Annotated in this window: 7 protein-coding genes; 6 read left to right on the plus strand and 1 reads right to left on the minus strand. The window is 73.0% G+C overall.

Annotated features, from left to right (window positions below):
- Positions 1 to 417 precede the first annotated feature (417 nt).
- A complete protein-coding gene (locus ACFWBW_RS35770) occupies positions 418 to 1,770 on the minus strand; it encodes a diaminopimelate decarboxylase (protein WP_385381969.1) in 1,353 nt (450 codons plus the stop codon).
- A gap of 104 nt (positions 1,771 to 1,874) precedes the next feature.
- Between ACFWBW_RS35770 and hutU the strand changes: the two genes are divergently transcribed.
- The 6 genes from hutU (at position 1,875) to ACFWBW_RS35800 (ending at position 8,589) form a co-directional block, all read left to right on the plus strand.
- The gene (gene hutU, locus ACFWBW_RS35775) at positions 1,875 to 3,554 is read left to right on the plus strand and encodes a urocanate hydratase (protein ID WP_385381972.1); all 1,680 of its coding nucleotides are present in this window, start codon (positions 1,875 to 1,877) and stop codon (positions 3,552 to 3,554) included.
- Positions 3,555 to 3,589: 35 nt separating this feature from the next.
- Positions 3,590 to 4,780, plus strand: a complete 1,191-nt coding sequence (locus ACFWBW_RS35780) for an allantoate amidohydrolase (protein ID WP_385382036.1) — start codon at positions 3,590 to 3,592, stop codon at positions 4,778 to 4,780.
- Positions 4,771 to 6,126, plus strand: a complete 1,356-nt coding sequence (locus tag ACFWBW_RS35785; protein WP_385381975.1) for a formimidoylglutamate deiminase — start codon at positions 4,771 to 4,773, stop codon at positions 6,124 to 6,126. Before ACFWBW_RS35780 ends, ACFWBW_RS35785 begins: the two co-directional genes overlap by 10 nt.
- A gap of 208 nt (positions 6,127 to 6,334) precedes the next feature.
- Entirely contained in the window at positions 6,335 to 7,513 is a 1,179-nt protein-coding gene (gene hutI, locus ACFWBW_RS35790) for an imidazolonepropionase (protein ID WP_385381978.1), read from the plus strand.
- A gap of 210 nt (positions 7,514 to 7,723) precedes the next feature.
- Positions 7,724 to 8,419: an LPXTG cell wall anchor domain-containing protein gene (locus ACFWBW_RS35795; RefSeq protein ID WP_385381981.1), complete on the plus strand. Its 696-nt coding sequence runs from the start codon at positions 7,724 to 7,726 to the stop codon at positions 8,417 to 8,419.
- A gap of 17 nt (positions 8,420 to 8,436) precedes the next feature.
- A complete protein-coding gene (locus ACFWBW_RS35800) occupies positions 8,437 to 8,589 on the plus strand; it encodes a hypothetical protein (protein WP_385381984.1) in 153 nt (50 codons plus the stop codon).
- Positions 8,590 to 8,611: the final 22 nt, after the last annotated feature.

Raw genomic sequence — 8,611 nt, forward strand, 5'->3', positions numbered from 1 at the left:
GGCCTGGACTGCATGATTTAGGCGCCCTCTGCTCTACTCCGACAGGGCGCGGCCTGCTCCTGCGCCACAAATCACGCTTTACGTCCAGGCCGACACCCCACCCCGCCCCCGTCCCCGACCCGGCTGCCGACGTGCCCGACCGGGTGGCATCCAGCCCCGCCGGTTGTTCGGCCCCCCGCCGGGGTTTGATCTTTCAGCCGTCCGGCGTTTGAGGACCGGGGTCTGGGGCGGAGCCCCAGGGGTCCGGGCGCAGCCCGGGGTCCTGTTCTTCAGCCTGTCCGGCGTTTGAGGACCGGGGCAGGGGCGGCCCTGGGAACGGTGGAAGGGCGGGTCGGGGAACTCCGCCCCGCGCAGCGGTACGTGCGCAGCCGGGGCGGCATCGGGCAGCGGGGCGTGGGGGCGCGGCGTCCGGGAGTGTCAGAGGAGGGCGTCGGGGGTGTTCGCGCCCGCCTCCGCGGGGATGGCGGACGGGAGCTGGGCCGCGCGGGCCAAGGCGAAGCGGACCTCGCCCGAGGGGGTCACGGTGAAGCCGTGCACCGCCGGCCGCGGCAGGCTGTTGTACCCGTAGTGCGCGGTGAAGGCATACGCCCCCGTGTCGGGCACGCAGACCAGGTCCCCCGGGGCCAGTAGCGGGAGCTCCCGCGCCGCCGCCAGCAGGTCCCCCGCGAAGCAGGCCGGCCCGGCGATGTCCTGGGCGACGACGGGCCCCGTCAGCGGAGCCCCCTTCGCGGAGTACGGCAGGATGCGGAGCGGCCAGGCCGCCGGGGCGTACACCGTACGGGTGGCCAGCTGGACCCCCGCGTGCGTGAGCGCGATCGCCCGTCCGCCGGTGGTCTTCGTGTACTCCACCCGGGTGAGCACCAGCCCGTGCTTCGCCGTCAGGGACCGCCCGAACTCCGTGACCAGCCCGTACGCCCCCGAGAAGAGTCCGGGGACGGCCGAGCGCAGCGCGCTCACGTACTCCGCGTAGGTGGGGGTGACCGCGTCCGAGGTGAAGTTCACCGGCAGGCCGCCGCCGATGTCCAGGGTGTCGACCTGCCGCCGCCCGGCTGCCTCGTTGATCTCCTCGGCCAGGGCGTGCAGCTCCCGTACGCCCTCGGCGATGAGCGCCAGCGGCACTCCCTGGGAGCCCGAGTGGGTGTGCAGCCGGGTGAGCCACGGCCGGTCCAGGTAGGCCCGTACGAGCCATTCGCGCGCGCCCGGATCGCGCAGTGCGATGCCGAACTTCGAGGTGGCCGTGGCGGTGGAGAGGGCGTCGATGCTGCCCGCCCCGGTCTGGGGGTTGATCCGTACGCCGATCGGGGAGGTGGTGGGCGTTGTCGTGAGGAGGGCGTCGAGGCGGTCCAGCTCCTGGCGGTTGTCGGCGTTGACCGCGACGCCCAGGGCCAGGGCCTCCCGCAGTTCGGCGGCCGTTTTCGCGGGGGAGTCGAGGACGATGCGCTCCGGCGCGACCCCGGCCGCGCGGGCCAGGGCCAGCTCGCCGGGGCTGGCCACCTCGCAGCCCAGGCCGGCGTCGGCGAGCAGCCGCAGCATCGGGACGAGCGGGGCGGCCTTGACGGCGAAGGCGTGCAGGACGGGGGTGCCGGGGGCGAGGGCACGGGCGAAGGCGCTGGTCAGGGCGGCGGCGGAGGCGCGGATGCCGGCCGTGTCGAGCAGGCAGAGGAGGGGGGCGTCCTCGTCGATCAGGCCCTGTTCCACGGCGGCCCGTACGGCCAGGTCCCGTCGCCCGGCGGAGTCCGTGGCGGCGTGCGCGTCTGCGTCGGATGCCATGTCCGTCATCCCATCATCCGGCGCGTCCGCCCGCAGCTGTTGACTGAATCTATTCAGAGAGTGAAGATGTGAATAGATCGACCAACAACGGAGGAGGCACCGCCATGTCAGGACCCCGCCCCGTACGTGCCGCGCGAGGTACCGAGCTGAGCACCCTGGGATGGCAGCAGGAGGCCGCGCTGCGGATGCTCCAGAACAACCTCGACCCCGAGGTCGCCGAGCACCCCGACAAGCTCGTCGTCTACGGCGGCACCGGCAAGGCCGCCCGCGACTGGCGCTCGTACGACGCGATGGTCCGGACCCTCCAGACCCTCAAGCAGGACGAGACGATGCTCGTCCAGTCCGGCCGCCCGGTCGGCGTCATGCAGACCCACGAGTGGGCGCCGCGCGTGCTGCTCGCGAACTCCAACCTTGTCGGCGACTGGGCCAACTGGGAGGAGTTCCGCCGCCTGGAGAACCTGGGCCTGACCATGTACGGGCAGATGACCGCCGGTTCGTGGATCTACATCGGCACCCAGGGCATCCTGCAGGGGACGTACGAGACCTTCGCGGCCGTCGCGGCCAAGAAGTTCAACGGGACCCTGGCCGGCACCATCACCCTCACCGCCGGTCTCGGCGGCATGGGCGGCGCCCAGCCGCTGGCCGTGACGATGAACGACGGCGTCGCCATCTGCATCGACGTGGACCCGCGCGCCATCGACCGCCGCATCGAGCACCGCTACCTGGACGTCAAGGCGAACGACCTGCGGCACGCGCTGCAGCTCGCCGTCGAGGCCCGCGACGCACGCAAGCCGCTCTCCATCGGCCTGCTCGGCAACGCCGCCGAGCTGCTTCCGCAGATGCTGGCCGAGGGCGCTCCGATCGACATCGTGACCGACCAGACCTCGGCCCACGACCCGCTCGCCTACCTGCCCGTCGGCGTCGACTTCGACGACATGGCCGACTACGCGGCCAAGGACCCGGCGGGCTTCACCACCCGCGCCCGCGAGTCCATGGCCACGCACGTCGAGGCCATGGTCGGCTTCATGGACGCGGGCGCCGAGGTCTTCGACTACGGCAACTCCATCCGCGGCGAGGCCCAGCTGGCCGGCTACGAGCGCGCCTTCGCCTTCCCCGGCTTCGTCCCCGCCTACATCCGGCCGCTGTTCTGCGAGGGCAAGGGCCCCTTCCGCTGGGCGGCGCTGTCCGGCGAGGCCTCGGACATCCACAAGACCGACAAGGCGATGCTGGAGCTCTTCCCGGAGGCCGATTCTCCTCAAAACGCGTCCCTGCACCGCTGGATCAAGATGGCCGGCGAGCGCGTCCACTTCCAGGGACTGCCCGCCCGCATCTGCTGGCTCGGCTACGGCGAGCGCGACAAGGCCGGCGAGCGCTTCAACGAGATGGTCGCCGACGGCACCCTGGCCGCCCCGCTGGTCATCGGCCGCGACCACTTGGACTGCGGCTCGGTGGCCTCCCCGTACCGCGAGACCGAGGCCATGCTCGACGGCTCCGACGCGATCGCCGACTGGCCGCTGCTCAACGCCATGGTCAACGTGGCCTCCGGCGCCTCCTGGGTCTCCATCCACCACGGCGGCGGCGTGGGCATGGGCCGCTCCATCCACGCGGGCCAGGTCACGGTCGCCGACGGCACCAAGCTCGCGGGGGAGAAGATCCGCCGCGTCCTGACCAACGACCCCGGCATGGGCGTCATCCGCCACGTCGACGCCGGCTACGACATCGCCGAGACGGTCGCCGACGAGCGCGGCGTCCGCATCCCGATGCGCGAGGGCGACGACGCGTGAGCCAGGACGCCGCCGCCGGAGCCTCGTTCCACTCCATGTGGGCCGAGCTCCGGCCCATCGGCCGGCACGCGGACTCCGGCGGGTACCGCCGCTACGCCTGGACCGGCGCGGACGCCGACTGCCGGACCTGGTTCCAGGCGCAGGCCGAGGCGCGCGGGCTCGTGTACGAGACCGACCGCAACGGCAACCAGTGGGCCTGGCTCGGTGACCCCCTGGCCGGGGACGCCGTGGTCACCGGCTCCCACCTGGACTCCGTCCCCGACGGCGGGGCCTTCGACGGCCCCCTCGGGGTGGTGTCCTCCTTCGCGGCCCTGGACGAACTCCGCAGGAGGGGCGCGGAGTTCGCCAGGCCACTTGCCATCACCAACTTCGGTGACGAGGAAGGGGCCCGGTTCGGGCTGGCCTGCGTCGGCTCCCGGCTCGCCGCCGGACAGCTGACCAAGGAGAAGGCGTACGAGCTCCGCGACGCGGACGGCGTCAGCCTCCCGCAGGCCATGGAGGCCGCCGGATACGACCCGGACGCCATCGGCGCCGACCCCGAACGCCTCGCCCGCATCGGCGCCTTCGTCGAACTGCACGTGGAACAGGGCCGGGCCCTGGACCTGTCCGGGGGCCGGGTCGGCATCGCCTCCGCGATCTGGCCGCACGGCCGCTGGCGCTTCGACTTCCGGGGCGAGGCCAACCATGCGGGCACCACCCGGCTGGCCGACCGCCGCGACCCGATGCTGACGTACGCGCAGACCGTGCTCGCGGCCCGCGCCGAGGCGGCCCTCGCCGGGGCCGTGGCCACCTTCGGGAAGATCTCCGTCGAGCCCAACGGGGTCAACGCCATCCCGTCCCTCGTGCGCGGCTGGCTCGACTCGCGCGCCGCAGACCAGGCCACCCTCGACACGGTCGTGACCGCGATCGAGAAGGCCGCCCGCGAGCGCGCGGACGCGGAGGGCATCGACCTGGACGTGGTCCGGGAGTCCTTCACCCCGGTCGTCGAGTTCGAGCACGCCCTGCGCGAGGAGATGAACCGGATCCTCGGCGGGTCCGTCCCCGTGCTCGGCACGGGCGCGGGACACGACGCCGGAATCCTCTCGGCGGCCGTCCCGACCGCCATGCTGTTCGTACGCAACCCCACCGGGGTCTCCCACTCCCCGCGGGAGTTCGCCGCCGAGGACGACTGCGTGGCAGGCGTCCTCGCCCTCGCCGACGTACTGGAAGGCCTCGCATGCAGGTGAAGGGGCACGTGCTGAAGACGTACTGGCTGGAGCACGCCTGGCTCGGCACCCATGTCGAGCCGGGCGTCGCCCTGGACGTAGCAGACGACGGGCGGATCTCCGCCCTGCGGACCGGGGTCGAGACCCCGCCCCCGGGCGCCGAGGTACTGCGCGGACTGACCGTCCCGGGCCTGGCCAACGCGCACAGTCACGCCTTCCACCGGGCCCTGCGCTCCACCGTTCAGGTCGGCAGCGGCACCTTCTGGACCTGGCGCGACTTCATGTACAAGGTCGCCCAGAACCTCACCCCCGACAGCTACTTCGCGCTCGCGCGGGCCGTCTACGCCGAGATGGCGCTGGCCGGCATCACCGCGGTGGGCGAGTTCCACTACGTCCACCACGCCCCGGGCGGAGCCCCGTACGCCGATCCCAACGCCATGGGCGAGGCCCTGATCGCGGCCGCCGCCGAGGCCGGCATCCGCATCACGCTCCTCGACACGGCGTACCTGTCGGCGGGCTTCGGGGAAGCACCCAACCCCCAGCAGCTCCGCTTCTCCGACTCCACCGCGGACGCCTGGGCGGCGCGGGTCTCGGCCCTCAAGCCCCGCGAACACGCCCTGATCGGCGCCGCGATCCACTCGGTCCGCGCGGTACCGGCGGGGCAGCTGGCCACCGTCGCGGGCTGGGCCGAGGAGCGCCGGGCCCCGCTCCACGTCCACCTCTCGGAGCAGACCGCCGAGAACGAGGCCTGCCTCGCGGCGCACGGCCGCACCCCGACCCAGCTGCTCGCCGACCACGGCGTGCTCGGCCCGCGCACCACCGGGGTGCACAACACGCACCTCACCGACGGGGACATCGCCCTCCTGGGCTCCACCACGACCGGCACCTGCATGTGCCCCACCACCGAACGCGACCTCGCCGACGGCATCGGCCCGGCCGTACGCCTCCAGCGCGCGGGCAGCCCGCTCTCGCTGGGCAGCGACAGCCATGCGGTGATCGACCTGCTCGAAGAGGCGCGGGCGATGGAGCTCAACGAGCGCCTGAGCAGCCGGACCCGGGGTCACTGGACGGCGAACGCGCTGCTCACCGCTGCCACGGAGGACGGGCACGCCGCCCTCGGCTGGTCGGGGGCGGGCCGCCTGGAGGCGGGCGCGCTGGCGGACTTCACCACCATCACTCTGGACTCCGTCCGCACGGCCGGAGCCCTGCCCCGCCTGGGCGCGGAGACGGCCGTCTTCGCAGCCTCGGCGGCGGACGTCCGCCACACGGTGGTGGGCGGCCGCCACATCGTCCGCGACGGATCGCACACCCTCGTCGGGGACGTCCCGACGGCCCTGGCCACCACCATCGCCGCCCTCCGCGGCTAGTGCTGTGACCGGGAAGGTTCACCGGGTCGCGACGCCCGGCACGGCACCTCGCCGCGTTGTCGGACCGCGCAAGTACGTCCGGTACGAGCCGCGCTCCTCCGCCTTGCGATGCACCGCACCGAACGCCGCGACCCGGCAAACCTTCCCGGCCACAGCACTAGCGCCCCCGCCTGCGGCGGGCCTCCCCCCACCCCGAGGACGGCAACTCATGACCACGACCACCATCACCAACATCGGCAGCCTCGTCACCAACGACCCCGCCCAGGGCGACGGCACCCCCCTCGGCCTGATCCAGAACGCGGCCGTGGTCATCGACGGCGACCGCATCGCCTGGGTCGGCCCCGCCGACAAGGCTCCGCCCGCCGACGAGGCGTTCGACGCGCAGGGCCGGGCGCTCATCCCCGGCTTCGTCGACTCCCACTCCCACCTGGTCTTCGCGGGCGACCGCACCGCGGAGTTCAACGCCCGCATGTCCGGCCACAGCTACTCCGCCGGAGGCATCCGCACCACCGTCGCCGCCACCCGCGCCGCCTCCGACGCCGAGCTCGAGGCGAACCTGCTGCGCCACCTCCACGAGGCCCGCCGCCAGGGCACCACCACGTTCGAGACCAAGTCGGGCTACGGCCTCACGGTCCAGGACGAGGCGCGAGCCCTGCGCATCGCCTCCGCGCACACCGAAGAGGTCACCTATCTCGGCGCGCACATCGTCTCCCCGGACTACGCCGACGACCCGGCCGCCTACGTGGACCTCGTCACCGGCGAGATGCTGACCGCCTGTGCCCCGTACGCCCGCTGGGTGGACGTGTTCTGCGAGAAGGGCGCCTTCGACGGCGACCAGGCCCGTGCGATCCTCACCGCCGGCGCCGCCGCCGGGCTGATCCCGCGCGTCCACGCCAACCAGCTCTCCTACGGCCCCGGCGTGCAGCTCGCGGTCGAGCTGGAGGCCGCCTCCGCCGACCACTGCACCCACCTCACCGACGCCGATGTGGACGCCCTCGCCCAGGCGGCCGGGACGACCGTCGCCACCCTGCTACCCGGCGCCGAGTTCTCCACCCGCGCGCAGTGGCCCGACGCCCGCCGGCTCCTCGACGCGGGGGTCACGGTGGCCCTGTCGACCGACTGCAACCCGGGCTCCTCCTACACGAGTTCGATGCCGTTCTGCATCGCCCTCGCCGTCCGCGACATGGGGATGACCCCGGACGAGGCCCTGTGGTCCGCCACCGCCGGCGGTGCCCGCGCCCTGCGCCGCACCGACATCGGCACCGTCACCCCCGGCGCGCGCGCGGACCTGGCCCTGCTCGATGCCCCCAGCCATGTCCACCTCGCCTACCGGCCGGGTGTTCCGCTGGTCTCGGCCGTCTGGCAGAAGGGCCGCAAGACGGCCTGAAACAGCCGGAATCCGGACGCCGCAGACCGCCCCAGGGCGTGCATCGCGGCGTACGGACGGCCTGTGGGCGGCGTACGGACGGCCTGTGGACGGGCTGTTGATACGGCGCTGTCCTTTGTCTTCCCTCCGTAGGGCCCCGGGGCTACCTTGAGCCACCAATCTGATGTGCCGTCAGTAACTTGTGGCCCAAGGTTCGAGGGGAAGACGAAGGTGTCCGACCGGAAACGCTCCACCGCGCTCGCGCTGGCCTCCGTGCTGGCGGGGGCGGCGGTACTGCTGGCCGCCCCCGCAGCCCATGCGGCCGTTGTCGACGTCCAGTACGACTGCAAGACCCCCATCGGGGACAAATCGGCGGTCTCGCCGATCGAGATCAAAGGAGTCAAGGAGGGCAGCGGCTACAAGCTGACGATGTCCTTCCAGAAGGGCGTCTCCTCCAGCCCCATCGAGCTCGGCAAGGGCGCGATGACGCCCAGTGCCGTGATCATGGTCGGCGGCGCGGAGAAGGTGTCGGTACCGGTCTCCGGTCCGCCCAACGCCGAGGCCGTACCGGCCAATACGCCCATCAAGATCAGTGACCTCTCGGGCACGTACACGCCCAAGAAGTCCGGCAAGGTCACCTTCACCGCGGGCGTGCTCACGATCAAGGCGATGGGGACGACCACCACCTGCACCCCGGGCAACAGCCCGGGGCCGTCGCTCGAACTCGAGGTGACGGCCCCCGGCGGCGGCAGCGCCACCGGGTCGACCGGATCCACCGGCTCGACGGGATCCACCGGGGGCAGCCTCCCGCAGACCGGCCCCGAGGACTCCGCCATCGCCCTCGGAACCCTCGGCGCCACCGTGATCCTCTCCGGCGCCGCCGGCGTGCTCTGGCTGACCCGGCGCGGCCAGCGGGCCAGGTCCTGAACGGAGCGCACCCGGTCATGCCCGTGCTCCACTCGCCCCGAAGGTCCGGCGGGCTGCTCCGCGCCGCCGTCGCCGCCGTGGCCGCCGCCGTGCTCTCCTGCACGGACGCTGCCTACGGCCCACGGGAGGCGCCTCCGTCGGCCGAAGACGACGGCGCGCACCCTGCCTAGCGCACCTCGCCTGCGTAACGTC

This window comes from Streptomyces sp. NPDC059957, from assembly GCF_042730015.1.
GTDB lineage: Bacteria > Actinomycetota > Actinomycetes > Streptomycetales > Streptomycetaceae > Streptomyces.